Source organism: Acinetobacter sp. GN11, from assembly GCF_054823985.1.
Window position 1 is genome coordinate 1 of sequence record NZ_JRVL01000318.1, and the last position, 1,185, is coordinate 1,185.

Genomic DNA, 1,185 nt, shown 5'->3' on the forward strand with positions numbered 1-1,185 from the left:
GGAAAAAAATAAACTCGTTGCACAAATATTTAATAGCTGACGAAAGCTAAATATTTATAACGTTTTAATATTATTTTTTGGAATTTTCCTTGAACTGGCAGTATATCCATAGTGTGTTGCCGCAATTTTTCTCTGCAACTTTGACCACGCTGAAAATTTCAATTATCAGCATTATTTTGGCAATTATTGTAGGGTTAATTTGCAGCATTTTAATCACATATCGCGTGCGGGTGCTAAATAGAATTGCCCAGTTCTATATTGAGTTATCTCGAAATACCCCTTTATTAATTCAACTGTTCTTTTTGTATTACGGTTTGCCAAAACTCGGTATAAAAATCGATGGTTTCGCTTGTGGTGTGATCGGACTGACCTTTTTAGGCGGAAGCTATATGGCCGAAGCTTTCCGAGCAGGCTTGCAGTCTGTTGCAAAAGGGCAGATTGATTCTGCAAAAAGTATTGGTCTACAACCGATTCAAATTTTTAGATATGTCATTTTCCCTCAAGCACTGGCTATTTCAATTCCGGCGATAGGGGCAAATTGCCTATTTCTGATTAAAGAAAGTTCTGTGGTCAGTGCAATTGCTGTCGTTGAACTGCTTTTTGTCACTAAAGACTTAATTGGTATGGACTATAAAACCACTGAAGCTTTGTTTTTACTCATCATGGCTTATCTGATTATTTTATTGCCCGTGTCTATTTTAACCAGTTATCTGGAGCACAGAAGTCGGAAGGTGAGCCATGGAACTTGATTATCTATTCCAAGCGAGTCACCTCGAACGTTTAATGTGGGGACTTTGGGCAACTGCAAAAATTGCATTTATTTCAGTGTTTTTCTCTGCAATTTTTGGCACAGTTTTCGGCGTCATTATGACTTCTAAAAACATAGTCGTTAAATCGCTGTGTCGTCTGTATTTAGAAGCCATTCGAATCATTCCAATTTTAGTTTTGCTGTTTGTGTTTTATTTCGGCTTTGCGACATGGTTTAACTGGCAGTTTTCCGCAATGTGGGTTTGCGTTGTTGTATTTGTTTTGTGGGGTACGGCAGAAATGGGCGATTTGGTTCGTGCAGCAATTACTTCAATTGATCAACATCAACGTGATTCAGCCTATGCGCTCGGACTTACCCATGTTCAAGCCTTGGTCTATGTCATTTTTCCGCAAAGTCTAAAACGAGTAACGCCAGGC

General features: G+C 38.7%; 2 protein-coding genes. Both read left to right on the forward strand.

Going from position 1 to position 1,185, the window contains the following annotated elements; genetic code table 11:
- Positions 1–89 precede the first annotated feature (89 nt).
- Entirely contained in the window at positions 90–749 is a 660-nt protein-coding gene (locus tag NL42_RS18785) for an amino acid ABC transporter permease (protein WP_002114214.1), read from the forward strand.
- The coding region (locus tag NL42_RS18790) for an ABC transporter permease subunit (RefSeq protein ID WP_461313903.1) at positions 739–1,185 on the forward strand (447 nt) is incomplete at its 3' end. The genes NL42_RS18785 and NL42_RS18790, both read left to right, overlap by 11 nt.